General features: G+C 68.5%; 13 protein-coding genes and 1 pseudogene. 6 read left to right on the forward strand and 8 right to left on the reverse strand.

Annotated features, from left to right (window positions below):
• Positions 1-41 precede the first annotated feature (41 nt).
• Positions 42-560, forward strand: a pseudogene (locus ADE01S_RS32200) (LysE family translocator).
• A 237-nt stretch (positions 561-797) separates the two neighbouring features.
• Here ADE01S_RS32200 and ADE01S_RS27010 read toward each other — a convergent pair.
• The 5 genes from ADE01S_RS27010 to ggt all read right to left on the reverse strand — a co-directional run bounded on the left by ADE01S_RS27010 (position 798) and on the right by ggt (position 7811).
• Positions 798-2672, reverse strand: a complete 1875-nt coding sequence (locus tag ADE01S_RS27010; RefSeq protein ID WP_088145713.1) for a dipeptide ABC transporter ATP-binding protein — start codon at positions 2670-2672, stop codon at positions 798-800.
• Positions 2673-2686: 14 nt separating this feature from the next.
• On the reverse strand, positions 2687-3565 hold the full coding sequence (locus ADE01S_RS27015; RefSeq protein ID WP_062684856.1) for an ABC transporter permease: 879 nt from the start codon (positions 3563-3565) through the stop codon (positions 2687-2689).
• The gene (locus ADE01S_RS27020) at positions 3562-4506 is read right to left on the reverse strand and encodes an ABC transporter permease (protein WP_062684857.1); all 945 of its coding nucleotides are present in this window, start codon (positions 4504-4506) and stop codon (positions 3562-3564) included. Before ADE01S_RS27020 ends, ADE01S_RS27015 begins: the two co-directional genes overlap by 4 nt.
• Before the next feature lie 129 nt (positions 4507-4635).
• The gene (locus ADE01S_RS27025) at positions 4636-6147 is read right to left on the reverse strand and encodes an ABC transporter substrate-binding protein (protein WP_062684858.1); all 1512 of its coding nucleotides are present in this window, start codon (positions 6145-6147) and stop codon (positions 4636-4638) included.
• A gap of 35 nt (positions 6148-6182) precedes the next feature.
• A complete protein-coding gene (ggt, locus tag ADE01S_RS27030; protein WP_062684859.1) occupies positions 6183-7811 on the reverse strand; it encodes a gamma-glutamyltransferase in 1629 nt (542 codons plus the stop codon).
• 110 nt (positions 7812-7921) lie between these two features.
• Between ggt and ADE01S_RS27035 the strand changes: the two genes are divergently transcribed.
• Positions 7922-8833: a LysR family transcriptional regulator gene (locus ADE01S_RS27035; RefSeq protein ID WP_062684860.1), complete on the forward strand. Its 912-nt coding sequence runs from the start codon at positions 7922-7924 to the stop codon at positions 8831-8833.
• On the opposite strand, the gene ADE01S_RS27040 is transcribed toward ADE01S_RS27035, so the two are convergent.
• The 3 genes from ADE01S_RS27040 to ADE01S_RS31675 are packed head-to-tail and all read right to left on the reverse strand — an operon-like array spanning position 8828 to position 13251.
• A complete protein-coding gene (locus ADE01S_RS27040; protein WP_062684861.1) occupies positions 8828-11002 on the reverse strand; it encodes a phosphocholine-specific phospholipase C in 2175 nt (724 codons plus the stop codon). The genes ADE01S_RS27035 and ADE01S_RS27040 overlap by 6 nt on opposite strands.
• A gap of 36 nt (positions 11003-11038) precedes the next feature.
• Complete coding sequence (locus ADE01S_RS27045; protein WP_062684862.1) at positions 11039-11227, reverse strand: hypothetical protein; 189 nt, start codon at positions 11225-11227, stop codon at positions 11039-11041.
• 20 nt (positions 11228-11247) lie between these two features.
• Positions 11248-13251 (reverse strand): alkaline phosphatase family protein, encoded by a 2004-nt coding sequence (locus ADE01S_RS31675; RefSeq protein WP_075873523.1) that lies wholly within the window; start codon positions 13249-13251, stop codon positions 11248-11250.
• Between the two features lie 212 nt (positions 13252-13463).
• On the opposite strand from ADE01S_RS31675, the gene ADE01S_RS27055 reads away from it, so the two are divergent.
• The 4 genes from ADE01S_RS27055 (at position 13464) to gspI (ending at position 15272) form a co-directional block, all read left to right on the forward strand.
• Positions 13464-13910 carry a hypothetical protein gene (locus ADE01S_RS27055; RefSeq protein ID WP_062684863.1) on the forward strand — a complete coding sequence of 149 codons (447 nt, stop codon included), beginning with the start codon at positions 13464-13466 and terminating at the stop codon, positions 13908-13910.
• An 85-nt stretch (positions 13911-13995) separates the two neighbouring features.
• On the forward strand, positions 13996-14424 hold the full coding sequence (gene gspG / locus ADE01S_RS27060) for a type II secretion system major pseudopilin GspG (RefSeq protein ID WP_062684864.1): 429 nt from the start codon (positions 13996-13998) through the stop codon (positions 14422-14424).
• Positions 14396-14884, forward strand: coding sequence for a type II secretion system minor pseudopilin GspH (gene gspH / locus ADE01S_RS27065; RefSeq protein WP_062684865.1), 489 nt, complete (start codon positions 14396-14398; stop codon positions 14882-14884). Before gspG ends, gspH begins: the two co-directional genes overlap by 29 nt.
• Positions 14871-15272, forward strand: coding sequence for a type II secretion system minor pseudopilin GspI (gene gspI, locus ADE01S_RS27070; protein ID WP_062684866.1), 402 nt, complete (start codon positions 14871-14873; stop codon positions 15270-15272). Before gspH ends, gspI begins: the two co-directional genes overlap by 14 nt.
• Position 15273 lies beyond the last annotated feature (1 nt).

The following is a 15273-nucleotide window of genomic DNA, read 5'->3' on the forward strand; positions in this document are numbered from 1 at the left end:
TGCTGCGCACCGCCGCCGTCGAGGGCGGCAGGCGCGCCTTCATGGCCGGGCTGGGCATCTGCGCGGGCTGCCTGGTCTGGGGCGCCATCGCCGCGTTCGGGCTGGGTTCCCTGCTGCTGGTATCCACCCTCGCCTACGACGCGCTGCGCCTCTGCGCGGCGCTGTACCTGTTCTACCTGGGCCTGAAGCTGTTGTGGGGCAGCCGGAAAGGCGGCGCGTCCGCGGCGCTCGGCGCGCAGGCGCCCGCGCCGGCCGCCACCGGCGCCGGCGGCTAGTTCGTTCGCGGCTGCCTGACCAACGTGCTCAACCCCAAGGTCGGCGTTTTCTACATCACCTTCCTGCCCCAGTTCATTCCCGCGGGCGCGGACGTGCTGCGCTTCAGCCTGCTGCTGGCCGCCATCCATGCCCTGCTGGGCGTGCTGTGGTTCGCGTTGCTGGTGGCCGCGACGCGCCCGCTGGCGCGCTGGCTGTCGCGGCCGGCCGTCATGCGCGGCCTGGACCGCATGACGGGCGCGGTCTTCATCGCATTCGGGTTGAAGCTGGCGCTGGAAAAGCGCTGAAGCCGGCGGAGCCGGCTGCGGCCGGCCTCCGCAAGGCCCGCCAGAACCTTACGCGCAACGTCCGACCAGATCCGCCACGGCGGAGTGATCCCCCGTCGCCCGGCTCGACTCCCGAAGCCGCGCCGGTCATAGGCGACGGCCCGGCAGTTCGCGCCGAGGGCGTCCAGTTGCGCCCGCCACATGCGTCCGTCGCAGACATTCGCATGGAGAAAAACCACGAGGGGCCGCTGCCGGCGCTCAATACACCCCGATGGCGTGTCGCGCCACGAAGTGGCCGTCGCCCACGGCGACCAGGGGCTCGACCAGCGGATCGTCGCCCACCTTGCGCACCGGACTGGGGATTTCGTCCACCAGCAGCGAGCGCTCGCGGTGGCGCCGCCGCGGGTCGGCGATGGGCACCGCCGCCATCAGCTTCTTGGTATAGGGATGCTGCGGGTTCTCGAAAATCGCCCGGCGCGGCCCGATCTCGACGATCTGCCCCAAATACATCACCGCCACCCGGTGGCTCACGCGCTCGACCACCGCCATGTCGTGCGAAATGAACAGGAACGACACGCCCAGCTCCCGCTGCAGGTCCAGCAGCAGGTTCACGATCTGCGCCTGGATGGAGACGTCCAGGGCCGATACGGATTCGTCGGCGATCACCACCTTGGGGTTCAGCGCCAGGGCGCGCGCGATGCAGATGCGCTGGCGCTGGCCGCCGGAGAATTCGTGCGGGTAGCGGTCGATCATTTCGGGCAGCAGCCCGCACTTGTCCATCAGCCAGCGCACCCGGTCCTGCGCCGCCTTGCCGCGCGCCACGCCGTGGATCAGCAGGGGTTCCATGATGGAATAACCCACCGTCATGCGAGGGTCGAGCGAGGCGAACGGATCCTGGAAGATGAACTGGATGTGCCGGCGCAGCGTCTGCATGGCGCTGCCGCGCAGGGCGCCGATGTTCTTGCCGTCGAATTCGATGGTGCCGCCCTTGCTCTTGACGAGCTGCAGCAGCGAGCGACCGGTGGTGGTCTTGCCGCAGCCCGATTCGCCCACCAGCGACAGGGTTTCGCCGGGATAGAGGTCGAAGCTGACCTTCTCCACCGCATGCACGCGCTTCTGCACCCGGCCCAGGATGCCGCCGGCGATGTCGAAGCTGGTGGTCAGGTCCCGCACCTTCAATACCGGGCCGTTCTCCCGGCGCACGGTGGAGGATGCGGCCACGGGCGGCGCGGCGGGCGCGGCGCCCGGCTGCGGCGCCGCCTGCGCGGCCCCGTCCACCCGCAGCAGCGGGAACGGCGAGGGCTCGTCGGTGCCCTGCATCGCGCCCAGGCGCGGCACGGCCGACAGCAAGGCGCGGGTGTAGGCGTGGCGCGGACGCGCGAAGATCTCGTCCGAACCGCCCTCTTCCACCTTGTCGCCCCGGTACATGACCAGCACGCGGTCGGCCACCTCGGCCACCACGCCCATGTCGTGGGTGATGAAGATCACGCCCATGTCCATTTCTTCCTGCAACTGACGGATCAGCTGCAGGATCTGGGCCTGGATGGTGACGTCCAGCGCCGTGGTGGGCTCGTCGGCGATCAGGAGTTGCGGCTTGCAGGACAGCGCCATGGCGATCATGACGCGCTGGCGCATGCCGCCCGACAGCTGGTGCGGATAGCGATCCAGGATGGCGCCGGCCTCGGGGATGCGCACCCGTTCCAGCATGCGCAGCGTCTCGGCGCGCGCCGCGGCCGCGTCCAGGCCCTGATGCAGCTGCAGCGCTTCGGCGATCTGGTTGCCGGCCGTGAAGCTCGGGTTCAGGGAGGTCATCGGCTCCTGGAAGATCATCGCCACGTCCGCGCCGCGCACGCGCTGCAGCAGGGAGTCCGGGGCGTTGAGCAGGTCCATGACCTCGCCGTTGCGCCGGCGCAGCAGCATGCCGCCGTTGACGATGCGGCCGCCGCCGTACTCCACCAGGCGCATCAGCGCCAGCGAGGTCACGGACTTGCCCGAGCCGGATTCGCCCACGATGGCCAGGGTTTCGCCGCGGTCGACGTGGAAGGAGACGCTGCGCACCGCTTCCACGGTGCGCTCGGGGGTCTTGAAGCGCACGGTCAGGTCGTTGACCTGGACGACGCGTTTGGGATCCATGGTTGCCATATCGTTTACTTGTCCTGACGCGGATCGAGCGCGTCGCGCAGGCCGTCGCCCAGCAGATTGAAGCCCAGCACCACGAGGAAAATGGCCGATCCGGGGAAGATGGACATCCAGGGCGCCTGGGTCATGAAGTTTTTGGCGGTGTTCAGCATCGAGCCCCAGGACGGGTTGGGCGGCTGCAGCCCCAGGCCCAGGAAGGACAGGCTGGCCTCGGCGATGATGGCCGTCGCGATGGTGATGGTGGCCTGCACGATGAGCGGCGGCATGACGTTGGGGAACACGTGCCGGCCGATGATGCGCAGGTCGGAGGCGCCCAGCGCGCGGGCGCTCTGCACGTAGTCCTCGTTCTTGACGGCCAGCACCTGGCCGCGCGTCAACCGGATGAACTTGGGCGCGGCCGACACGCCGATGGCGATCATGGCGTTGGTCAGGCTGGGGCCCAGGAACGCGGCCAGCGCGATGGCCAGGATCAGGAAGGGAATCGCCAGCAGCGCCTCGGTGGCGCGCGAAATGATGCTGTCGGTCCAGCCGCCGAAATAGCCGGCGGCCAGCCCGAAGGGCACGCCCACGATCAGGGCGATCAGGACGGACACCAGGCCCGCCATCAGCGAGGCGCGCGCGCCGTAGACCATGCGGCTGAAGATGTCGCGGCCCAGTTCGTCGGTGCCCAGCCAGTAGGACGCCGACGGCGCCTTGCGGATGGTGGTGAAGCTGGTCTGGAACGGATCGTGGCTGGCCAGCAGCGGCGCCAGCACGGCCAGCATCACGAACAGCAGGACGATCCCCAGGCCCAGCATGGCGATGCGGTTGCGTTTGAATTTGGCCCAGGCGCGATTGCGGCTGCGGGGCGGCGTGACGGCCGCGGCCGTTGCGGGAAGTGCGCTCATGAATGCCTCAGGCGGGGATTGACCAGGATGTACAGGATGTCGGCCAGCAGGTTCATCAGGATGAAGCCCACCGCGACGCAGAGCACCACGCCCTGCACCACCGCGTAGTCGCGCGTGAAGACGGCGTCGACCACCAGCTTGCCGAATCCCGGGATCGTGAAGACCTGCTCGGTCAGCACGGCGCCCGCCAGGAGCTCGCCGAACAACAGGGTCACCAGGGTGACGATGGGCATCAGCGCATTGCGCAAGGCATGCCGCAGCACCACCCGGCGCGGCGACACGCCCTTGGCGCGCGCGGTGCGCACGTAGTCGGCCGACAGGGCCTCCAGCATGGCCGAGCGGGTATGCCGCATCAGGTAGGCCGCGATCGCCGTGGACAGCACCAGGGACGGCATCAGCATGGTCTTGATCGAGAGCCAGAAATCCTCGGACGGCGGCACGTAGCCCGACGCCGGCAGCAGCTTCCACTGCACCGACACCACCATGATCAGGATGATGCCCAGCCAGAAGTTCGGGATGGACATGCCGGACAGCGCCGCGATGTTGGCGCCCATTTCGATGGGCTTGCCCTTGCGCACGGCGGCCAGGATGCCCATGGGTATGCCGACCAGCAGCGCGAAGAACATGGCCATGGCGGCCAGTTGCAGCGTGACCGGCAGCTTCTGGCCGATCAGCGTGGTGACGGGAACGTCGGTGCGCAGCGACTTGCCCAGGTCCCCCTGCAGGACCTGTCCGGCCCAGGCGGCGTACTGCACGGGCAGCGGATCGTTGAGGCGGTATTTTTCGCGCAGGTAGTCCAGGACCGCCGGGTCGCGCTCTTCGCCGGCCAGGGTGAGCACCGGATCGCCGGGCAGGATTTTCTGCAGCATGAAGACGATCATCGACACCAGTATCAGTGTCGGTATCGCGACGATCACGCGGCGCAAGATGAGTTTAAGCATATGAGAAACCGTAAGACAGGAACGGCGGACGGGGCCGGGAGGATAAACCGCGGCGCCCCGCCGCCGCAAACGACAACCGGACGCGCAAGGCGCGTCCGGCTGGCGCGGCGCGTAACTGCCGCGCCGCGATTACTTCTGCGCGAACGTCACGCCTTTCAGCCGGATCATGCCGTCCGGATAGGGAGTAAAGCCCTTGACCTTCTTGGCCATCGCGAAGGGCCAGGGTTGGTAATAGTTATACACCCCGGGCAGTTCGTCCTGGATGATGGTCTGCGCCTGGTCGTAGATGGCTTTGCGCTTGGCTTCGTCGGGCACGGTGCGCGCCTCGTTCAGCAGCTTGTCCACCTCCGGGTTGCAATAGTGGCCGTCGTTCAGCGCACCCTTGCAAGTGACGAAGGCGTGGATGTTGCCGTCCGGATCGACCCGGCCCGACCAGCCCAGCATCACGACCTGGAAGTTGCCGCCGGCCGATTCCTTCTGCAGCGCCGCGTACTCCGTGGGGCGCAGCGACAGGTCGAAGCCGGCTTCGGAGGCCATGGCCTGGACGATCTCGGCGATCGACGAGGTGGTGGTGTTGTTGCCGAACATGACCTCGGCCTTCACGCGCTCGAAGCCCGCCTGCTTGAGCAGCGCGCGGGCCTTGGCCACGTCGCGCTTGGTGGGCGGGAACTTGTCGCTGTGATAGGGGCTGGCGGGCGGGAACGGCTGCTGGGCCGGATCGAAGATGCCGCCGCCGGCCACTTCGCTGATGGCGTTGCGGTCGATGGCGTACTGGAAGGCCTGGCGCACCAGCTTGTTCTTGAACGGATTGTCTTCGGCGCGCTTGCCGTTGGCCACGTTGAACATGAACTGCTGGAAGCCCAGGCCGGCGATCGGCGCGAAGGTCAGGCTGGCGTCGCCCTTGACCTGCGGCACGTCGGAGGGGTTGAGGCGTTCCAGCAGGTCCAGGTCGCCGGCGCGCAGGTTGGACAGGCGCACGGTGGTGTCCGGGATGGGCAGGAAGGTCACGCGCTTGAAGGCGTAGTCCGAGGCGCCGTAGTATTGGTCGAACTTCTCCAGCACGATGCGGTCGTTCTGGATGCGCTCGACGAACTTGTACGGGCCCGAGCAGACCGGCTTGCGCCCCACGGCCGCCACGTCGTCGGTGAAGGTCTTGGGCGACAGCATCATGCCGGCGCGGTCGGACAGCTGGGCCAGCAGCGTGGCGTCCGGCTTCTTCAGCGTCAGCACCAGCGTCGCGGCGTCGGGCGCCTCGACCTTCTCCACCGAGGCCAGCTCGCCCTTGCGCAGGCTGTCCGGCAGGGTCATGGCGCGTTCGAGGTTGGCCTTGGCCGCGGCGGCGTCGAACTTCGAGCCGTCATGGAACAGCGCGTCTTCGCGCAGTTTGAACGTCAGCACCTTGTTGTCGGGGCTGAACGACCAGGACGTGGCCAGCTGCGGCACGAAATGCAGCTTGGGATCGATGTCGACCAGCTTGTCGCACAGCGACGTGAACACGATGCGGCCCACGTAGGTGCGCGCCCGGTGCGGATCCAGCACGTCCGGATCTTCCTGCAGGCCGATCCGGATGTTCTGGGCGGAAGCCGCGCCGGCGGCCAGCGCCAGCAGGCTGGCGCCGAAGGTCAAGGTCAAGCGTTTCATTATTTAAATTCCCCTTGTGGCTGCGCTATTGCGTATCAGAAGCCGACCGCCTGCCCGTCGCGCCGGCTGTCGCTGGCGGCGACGTAGCCCAGCTCGTTGTCGCTTTCGGACATGCGCCAGATGAACTGCCCCGCCCCGAAATCCATGTAGGGATCGTCGACGGACTTCAAAGCATGCCCGAGGTCTTTCAGGCCCGCAATGGTGGAAGCCTTCATATTGGTCTCGATATCGAGCGTGAAGTCGCGATTGACCTTCCAGCGGGGCGCGCAGCAGGCCGCCTGGGGATTCTGGTGGTAGTCGATCATGCGGACCACGGTCTGCATGTGGCCCTGGGGCTGCATGTCGCCGCCCATCACGCCGAAGCTCATGACCGGCTTGCCGCCGCGGGTCAGGAAACCCGGGATGATGGTGTGGAACGGACGCTTGCCGCCTTCGACCACATTGGCCGACTGCGGGTCCATCGAGAAGCCCACGCCGCGGTTCTGCATGCTGATGCCGGTGCCCGGCACGACCACGCCCGAGCCGAAGCCCATGTAGTTGGACTGGATGAACGAGATCATCATGCCGTTCTCGTCGGCGGCGGTCAGGTAGATGGTGCCGCCGGCATGCGGGCGACCGGCTTCGAAATGGGTGGCCTGGTCCAGGCGGATCAGCTTCGCGCGGCTGTCCAGGTAGGCGTCCGACAGCATCTGCTCGGGCGTGACCTGCATGGAGCGCGGGTCGGCCACGTACTTGTAGAGGTCGGCGAAGGCCAGCTTCATGGCTTCGATCTGGATATGTTGCGATTGCACCGAATCCACCGGGATGTCGGCCATGTCGAAGCGCTCGACGATGCCCAGCGCGATCAGCGCGGCGATGCCCTGCCCGTTCGGCGGGATCTCGTGCAGCTCGTAGCCGCGGTAGGACTTGGAAATCGGCTTGACCCATTCCGGGCGGTAGCCGCGCAGGTCTTCCAGGGTCATGGCGCCGCCGCATTCCTTGCTGAAGGCGGCGATGCGCTCGGCCAGCTCGCCTTCATAGAAGTCGCGGCCCTTCGATTCGGCGATGCGGCGCAGCGTGTTGGCGGCATCGGGGAAGCGGAAATGCTCGCCCACCTTGGGCGCGCGGCCCTCGGGCAGGAAGGCCTGGGCGTAACCCGGCTGCGCGCTCAGTTCCTCCGCGGCGGCGGCCCACTTGTGCGCCACCACCGGCGGCACGGCATAGCCGCGCTCGGCGATCTCGATGGCGGGCTCGAACAGCTGCTCGAAGGGCAGCTTGCCCAGCTTTTCGTGCAGCGCGGCCCAGCCGGCCACCACGCCCGGCACCGTGACCGCGTCCCAGCCGCGCTTGGGCTGGATGGCCAGGCCGTTGGCGCCCACGCCGTACTTGCGCTTGAAGTACTCGACGTTCCAGGCGGCCGGCGCCACGCCGGACGAATTCAGCCCGTGCAGTTCCTTGCCGTCCCAGACGATGGCGAAACAGTCGCCGCCCAGGCCGCAGGACACGGGTTCGACCAGGACGATCGTGGCGGCCGCGGCGATGGCGGCGTCCACGGCGTTGCCGCCCTTGAGCAGCATGCGCAATCCGGCCTGGGCCGCGAGCGGGTGCGACGTGGAAACCACGTTGCGGGCGAACAGCGGAATGCGGACGGAAGGATAGGGGTTGCCCCAGTCGAAGGATTTCATGTCGCTAGTCTCATAACGGTTAGGCCTGCGGTCGGCCCAGGCAGCCGAAAGTACTCTTGTGATCTAATTAAATCAATTTGATTTTTTGTTCCGTCATAAAAGAATTTTTTATGAGTACGATCCGTTTCCTGCGCACTTTCCTGGCGGTCGCGCACCATGGCTCATTTTCCGAAGCCGCCGAGCAGGTGGCCCTGACCCAGGCGGCCGTCAGCTTCCAGATGCGGGCGCTGGAGGCGGAGCTGGGACGGGAACTGTTCGACCGCAGCGGCCGCCTTGCCATTCTTAACGCAGCCGGCCGGGAATTGCTACCGGAAATCAAGCACTTGCTGGATCTTTACGACCGCATGAGGCGGCCGCGGACCGTGCCGGGCGAACTGGCCGGCTCGGTCTCGGTGGGCAGCATCGTGTCCTGCATGGGCACCCTGTCCAAGGTGGTGTCGGGCATGAAGAAGCGCCATCCCAAGCTGGACGTTCGCATCCTGTCGGCCAAGGCCAGCGAGCTGGCGGGCAAGGTCGAAGACGGCGAGCTGGACGCGGCCTTCCTGGTGGAAGCCGGCCGCAAGATGGCCAGCACCCGCTGGACCCCGCTATATGAAGAAGAACTGGTGGTCATCGCGCCGCGCTCGGCGGCGGGCGCGGACGCGCGCCAGGTGCTGGCGGGCAATCCGTTCCTGCGTTTCGACCGCACCCAGCGCACCGGCCTGCAGATCGACCGGCTGCTGCGGCGGCTGGCGGTGCCTCTGGACGAATTCCTGGAGCTCAACGCCATCGAGACGCTGGTGGAATTGGTGCGGCAGGAGGTGGGCGTGACGCTGCTGCCCCTGATCCACGGCTCGAACTGGCAGCAAAGCCCCGAGCTGCGGATCTTCCGGCTGCCGCCGGACCTGGGGCCGCTGGCGCGCTCCATCGGCATGCTGGAGCGGCGCGAGCACGCCCGCCAGGGCATTACGGCGGCAATCTGCGCGGGTTGCGCCGCGGCCTTCCGCGAGCGCGACGCGCAGATTGCCGCCCCGGACTCATGACGAGGCCATCGCCGGGTCCGTCACCGACGGCCGGCCGGTTTCGACGCGGCCGGCGAAACGGCGCACGTAGGCCGGGTCTTCCTGCAAGGTGGCGGTGAAGTCGTACCAGCTGCCGCTGCCCGCCAGGGCCCAGTGCTGCTCGACCTGGCCGCCCGCCGGCACGGTGAAGCTCCAGCGCTCGTGGTTCGCGTAGTAGGCGTTGGGCGCCACCACGAACGTGCACGGGGCCAGGCCGCCGTTGATGAAGCTGACGTAGACGTCGCCGTTGGCCACGTCGTAGCAGACGCGGATCTCGGCATCCAGCCCCGCCGTGCGCGCCAGCGCCAGGTCGCCCGCGAAATGCCGGTGGTAGCCGTTGGGGCCCAGCACCCACAGGTCGTACTTGCCGCCGTCGGCCGCCGCGTCCCAGCTGCCTTCCAGCTGCTTGTCGGGCTGCACGGTATAGCGGCGCGGCAGGCGGTCCAGGTGCAGGCGGTCATAGACGTGGAACACCGCCGTCGCGGCGCCCGTGTTGGCGCAGATCAGGCGCATCTCGCCCGAACCCGGCCGGGCGCGGCCGCTGGTGTGCAGCTCGTAGGGCAAGGCGCGGGAATAGCGCACGCCGCGCTCCTGCACCGGGCGGGCCTGGGTGGACGGGTCCGGCAACGGCACGGCGGTCAGCGCCTGCTGGTCGGCGCGCACCTGGTCGGCGCCCGCGCGGGTCAGCAGGTTCAGGTCGGGCAGCTTCTCGTCGTTGGGCGTGGCGAAATTGAAGGCGGACGTCAGGTCGCCCAGCACCGCCCTGCGCCACGGGCTGATGTTGTCCTCGGCCACGCCGAAGCGGGCTTCCAGGAAACGCAGCACCGAGGTGTGGTCGAAGGCCTGGGAATTGACCCAGCCGCCGCGGCTCCACGGCGACACCACGTACATCGGCACGCGCGGGCCCGGTCCGTAGACGCGGTTGTCGGCGGCGTCCTGGGCGGAGGCGCGGGTGTGGCGTTCCAGGTCGGTGTTCACCGTGGATGCGCCGGCCATCGAGCCGTCCGGGTTGAGCGAAGGCGCGGCGGGCGGCGGCACGTGGTCGAAGTAGCCGTCGTTCTCGTCGAAGTTGATGAGCAGAACCGTCTTGCTCCAGACCTCGGGATTGGCGGTCAGGGCGTCCAGCGTCTCCTGGATGTACCAGGCGCCCTGGATGGGGCTGGACGGGCCGGGGTGCTCGGAATAGGTGGCGGGCGCCACGATCCACGAGATCTGGGGCAAGGTGCCATTGAGCACGTCCTCGCGCAGCGACTGCAGGAAGCCGCCGTCGGGCATGGTGTTGGCCGTGCCCTTGTACAGCGGGTTGGCCGCGTCCATGGCGGGCGTCCAGGCCGGGTACGGCGCGCCGTTGGCGCCGTTGCCGGCGAGCTCGTTGGCGCGACGGTACTGGCGGAAACCGGCCAGCGGGTTGTCGCCGAAGTTCTCGGGCAGGTTCTGGTAGACCTTCCAGCTCACGCCCGCTTCCTGCAGGCGCTCGGGGTAGGTCTTCCAGGTCCAGCCCGTGGACGAGGCGCCCAGGCTGTCCCACTGGTTGCGGGTGGACGGGCCGTTGCCCTGGGCCAGCGGGTCGTTGGTGCCGGTCCAGTGGAACAGGCGGTTGGTGTTGGTGCCGCCATGCGTGGAGCAATGGTAGGCATCGCACAGCGTGAAGGCTTCGGCCAGCGCGAACTGGAACTCCACCTCCTTCTGGCGGTAATAGCCCATGGACTGGTTCTGCTTATAGCGCGGCCATTGCTCCATCCGGCCGCCGTCCCAGGCCATCTGGGCGTCCACGTAGTCATGCGGCGTGCCGGCCACGCGCTGCGCGTTGCCCTGCGTGCTGTCCAGGTGATAGGGCATCACCACGCGCGTGCCGTTGCTCTGCTCCCAGACCGAACGGTTGTCGGGCAGCGGGATGGTGATGCGGTCGCCGAAGCCGCGCACGCCCTTGAACGTGCCGAAGTACATGTCGAAGGAGCGGTTTTCCTGCATCAGGATGACCACGTGCTCGACGTCGTTGATGGTGCCGGTGCGGTTGTTGGCGGGGATGGCCAGCGCGCGGCGGATCGCCGGCGGGAACATCGACAGCGCGGTCAGGCCGGCGGTCGAGGCGGCGGCATTGCGCAGGAACCGGCGCTTGCCGGCGTGGACCTGGTCTTTTTCGGACGTCACGGATTCTATTCCTATGGATTCGGGGAGAGGCGCGGTTCAGGGCGCGCAGCGCAGTTCGGGCTTGGCGGGCGCCGGCGGCACGGGGGCCGGCGTTTCCGGCTGGCCGCCGTTGGCGGGCGGCGGGCTGTCGTCGCCGTCGTCGCCGCCGCAGGCGGCCAAGGCGGCGCTCAGCATCAGCACCGCGCCCAGGCGCAGGAAACCGCGCGAAATCATGGACATGCTCATCGTTCTCTATCCTTGGAACATCAGGGAAACAGTTCGGAAACGGACTTGCCGGACAGGGCCAGGGACTTCACTTCGTCGTCCGTCAGCGCCCGCGACCAGAAGGCCAGGTCGTCGAAATACATGGTGTAGGGGCCCTTGGTGCCGGCGCAGCAGATGCCGTAGGTGCCGCGGCCGTCTTCGTTCAGGCCCAGGTGCGGGCCGTAGCTGCCGGCAACCTTGGTGAGATCGACCGCGGCGGTGCTGATGGTGCGGGTCGAATAGCCCAGCTCGCTGTCGTAGACCGCGGCGGTCAGCGTCTTGGCCGTCTTGTCGACGGTCATGGCGATATAGACCGGCTTGTTCGGGGTGAACTTCACGTTGTTGATGTCGACCCGCGTCCCGCCGCCCGCCAGGTTGAAATACAGCACCGGGCCGGCCCATTGGGCGATGGTGATACCGGGGTTGCCGCCGGAGTTGTAGTCCTTGTTGCCCAGGATGGAGCGGTCGCTGGCGGTGCCGTCGGACTGGTACCAGAAGCCGATGGTGAAGGCCGTCGCGGCGTCCAGCATGCCGGCCGGGTAATCCAGCTTGAAGGCGCCCAGGGGGTCCGCGCTGCGGTCGTTCTTGAACATCTTTCCGAACACGCCCGGGTCGGCGTAGGCCGGCGCCTGCACGCCGTCATACGGCGTGATGGCGCCGCCGCCCGCGGCCACGTCGGTGACGTTGCCTTCGAAGGGGAACAGCATCGTCAGGCCGCTGCGCAGCGAAGCCAGCAGGGGCAAGGGCTTGGTGTAGGTCACGGTGGCGCGCACGGCGCTGACCGCGCTGCCTACGGACACGCTGTAGTTCAGCGTGTGCACGCCCTCGGTATCGAAGGCGAAGCCCTTGTCCACGTACCCGGCGTCCGTGCCCGGCACGCGCGCGATCTCCGCGCCGTCGCGGCTGATCACGACGTCGCCGGCGGGCTCGCCCACGCGCACCCAGCTGAGCGTCACGCTCTTGTTGTCCATCGAGGTCCGGGCCGAGGCATTGCGCAAGGCCAGCGCGCCCGCGAGCGAGGTGCCCGCCATGTCGTAGTCGACCACGGCCGGCAGCGCGCCCAGATACCCGAGCAGGGTCGGCGTCACGTCGGCGGCGCTGGGCAGCGCGTACCAGTTGTTGTCCCACAGGCCGTCGAACGAAGCGTCGTCGGCGCTGCCGCCCAGCAAGGCCGGCTGGTTCGCCGCCAGCAGGATGGTCTTGTTCGACGAGAACGGACGGCCGTCGGTGGCGCCGGTCTTGCCCAGGCCGTGGCTGGAAGCCACGACCACCAGCCATTTCTCGCCGGGATGGTCCGCCTTGCGCTCGGCGATCTGCCGGGTCAGGGCGCCGATGGCCGCATCCGCGCGGCGGATGGACTCGTCGTACGCGCCGCCGAAGCCGGACTCCGCGGCCACGCGCTCCGGCGCGCCGAATTGCGCCACCACCACGTCATAGCCTTCCGTGATGCGGTCGCGCGCCTGCGTCGCCACGCAGTCGTCGACGCCGGCACAGTCGGTCAGCGCCTGCAGGTAGCCCGCGTCGCGGTCGGGGCCGAGCAGCCCCGCCAGCGTCGTGGAATTGAACGCGGCGGCGGTGCGCGCCGCCGGCAGCGCCGACTTCACGCGCTCGAACAGCGTGGGGGTTTTCACCGCCTCGCCCTGCACCGAGAAACGGACGCCGTGCTGGTCGGCCCATTGGCCGGTCAACAACGTCGCCCAACCCGGCGCGGACAGCGTGGGCTGTTGCGTGACGGCGCCCGTGACGCCGCCCGTCCAGGCGCGCGTGACGGTCAGCTGGCCGATATTGGCGAGGGATTTGTCGGCCACGCCGCGGCGCATGGCGTCGTAGGTCAGGCCGTCGACGCCGATGAACAGCACCTTGTCGGCGCGGGCCTGGTCCGGCGCGGTCACCGGCGGCGCGGTCGGCGGCGCGGCCTCGTCGTCGCCGTCATCGCCGCCGCAGCCCGCCAGGGCGCTGGTGGCCAACAGGGTGGCGCACCATCTTCTCCAATCCAATGCTTGCATGCTTCTCTTCTCGCTTCATGAACAGGTTTTGCGTTGGCGCACATAGTGGCCGTCGAAAGTGAAAGGCCCGTGAAGCGAGAAAGAGAAAGGCTGATCGACGGATCAGGATTCTTTTTGTGTGGCGCGGCGAATCGGCCCCGCGCTGGCCGCGCCGTCCTGTCATGTAGGCCCGCTATAGTCGGGCGGATCGATCCCCGTCCGTATCCTGCGCCATGCCCCTGTCCTTGCGTTCCGCCCTGCCCGCCGCGCCCGCGGCGTTTCGAGTTCTCGCCGTCCTGGCCCTGGCGGCCGGCCTCGGCGCGTGGGGCTCGATCCTGCTTGCGCCGCGGCCCGCCTCGCTGCCGCCCGCGGTGTCGGCCGCGGCCGCGCCGCGCGCCGCCGACAACGGGCCGGTGGCCCTCTGGTTCGGCAAGGACGAAGCGATGCGCACGCAGATCAGCGTGCTGGGCGTGATCGCCGCGGGGCCCGATGGCGCGGCCGTCCTCAGCATCGACGGCGGCCCGCCCGCGGCCTGGCGCGTCGGCAATGAAGTGGCGCCCGGCATCGTGCTGCGCGAGGTCGCCGCGGACGCGGTCACCGTGGAGCAGGCCGGACGCGGCAGCCGGCTGCCGGCGCCCGCCGCCCAGCCCGCGCCCGCCGGCATCGCGCGCGCGGGCTAGCCCGGAAAGAAAACCGGCGCGCCCATATTGCTGTCATATTTCATGACCACAATCCTCGGCTTCTACTGAAGACCGGAGTTGCAAAGTGCGTCAGTTACCGCGCGGGCTTGCCCGCCAGCAAGGTTTCACCCTCATCGAGATCATGGTGGTGATCGTGATCATGGGGATTCTTGCGGCGCTGATCGTCCCCCGCGTGCTCGACCGCCCCGACCAGGCGCGGCAAGTGGCCGCGCGCCAGGACATCGCGGGCATCATGCAGGCGCTCAAGCTCTATCGCCTGGACAACGGCCGCTACCCCACCACCGCCCAGGGCCTGCGGGCGCTCGCGGAGAAGCCCGAGGGCGTCTCCAACTGGCGCGGTTACCTGGACAAGCTGCCCAACGATCCCTGGGGCCATCCCTACCAATACCTCAGCCCCGGCGTCAAAGGCGATATCGACGTGTTCTCGTTCGGCGCCGACAACAAGCCCGGCGGAGAGAATGGCGATGCCGACATCGGCTCCTGGGAACTCTGAACGCGGCTTCACGCTGGTCGAAGTCCTGGTCGTGCTGGTGATCGTCGCCATCGCGGCCAGCATGGTGAGCCTGTCCGTGGGGCGGGGCGAGAATCGCCTGCGCGGCGACGCCCAGCGCCTGGCCGACGCCTTCGCCGTGGCCCAGAGCGAAGCCCGCAGCGACGGCCGCGCCATCCGCTGGCTGCCCAGCGGCCAGGGCTGGTCTTTCGAACGCCAGGGCCGCCCGCCCGGCATGAGCGCAGAGGAAGACATCGCCGTGCCCGCGGACACGATGGAACGCGACGAGGTGCTGCGCCCGCAAGCCTGGTCGACGGGTCCGGTGGACCTGCGCCTGGAGCCCGACCGCCCGCTCGTGTTCAACACGGAATGGGTCGCCGCGCCCATCACGCTGACGCTGCGCGCGGGGGACGCCCGCGTCATCCTGCAACGCGACGCCGCTGGACGCTATGACATCCGCTGAACCGCCCCGCCCTCCCGCCCGCGAACGCGGCTTCACGCTCATCGAAGTGCTGGTGGCCCTGGCCATCATCGCCGTGGCGATGGCGGCCGCGCTGCGCGCCACCGGCGTGATGGCGGTCAACAACCGCAGCCTCCAGGACAAGACGCTCGCGCTGCTGGCCGCGCAGAACGCGCTGGCCCAGCTGCGCCTGGAACAGGTCCTGCCGCGCGCGGGCTCGCGAACCCAGCCCTGCGCCCAAGGCGGCCGCGCGCTGCAATGCGACCTGGAATTCACGAACTCGGTGAATCGCAGTTTCCGCCAGGTATCGGTGCGCGTGCGCGACGCGTCGTCGTCGCGGCCCGAGGTCGTCCTGCTGCAGCTCGACGGCCTCTTGTCCGGCGTCCGCTAGC

The sequence above is a fragment of the Achromobacter denitrificans NBRC 15125 genome, assembly GCF_001571365.1.
In the GTDB taxonomy this organism is placed as follows: domain Bacteria; phylum Pseudomonadota; class Gammaproteobacteria; order Burkholderiales; family Burkholderiaceae_B; genus Achromobacter; species Achromobacter denitrificans.